We start from the raw sequence: 391 nt of genomic DNA on the forward strand, positions 1-391 counted from the left end.
AGGCTCAGTCTACAGAAGATGCGACAGCAGTATATATTGACGGTCAAAAAGCTGGAACGGTAAGCAGTGACTCTTCTAAAAAGATTGGTCCATTTTTACCTGGTACACATACATTAAAAGGTGAAGTGCAAAATGATTACGGAAAAGTTGAAAACGAACAAGAGATTGAAGCCGCCAACGGAGAAGATGTAAACGTTGAGTTTGATTGGTCAGATCATGCAGTATACATCTCTTCAGATTATGATGACGCGACGCTGTTCGTTAATGGTAAAGACACAAAAACAAAAATTAGCGATATTGATTATTTAGGTCCACTGCCAATGGATGGGTCAGTAAAACTATATGCAAAACGCGGAGAAAAGAAAACGGAAGAAGTATCAATTAAAAAAGG

Annotated in this window: 1 protein-coding gene; it reads left to right on the forward strand. The window is 38.4% G+C overall.

Annotated features, from left to right (window positions below):
• Window positions 1-391: TcaA 3rd/4th domain-containing protein (locus AC1DWA_RS33660; protein ID WP_477917872.1), on the forward strand; the 391-nt coding region annotated here is incomplete at both ends.

It is taken from the genome of Rhodococcus sp. P4_F3_2, from assembly GCF_056401335.1.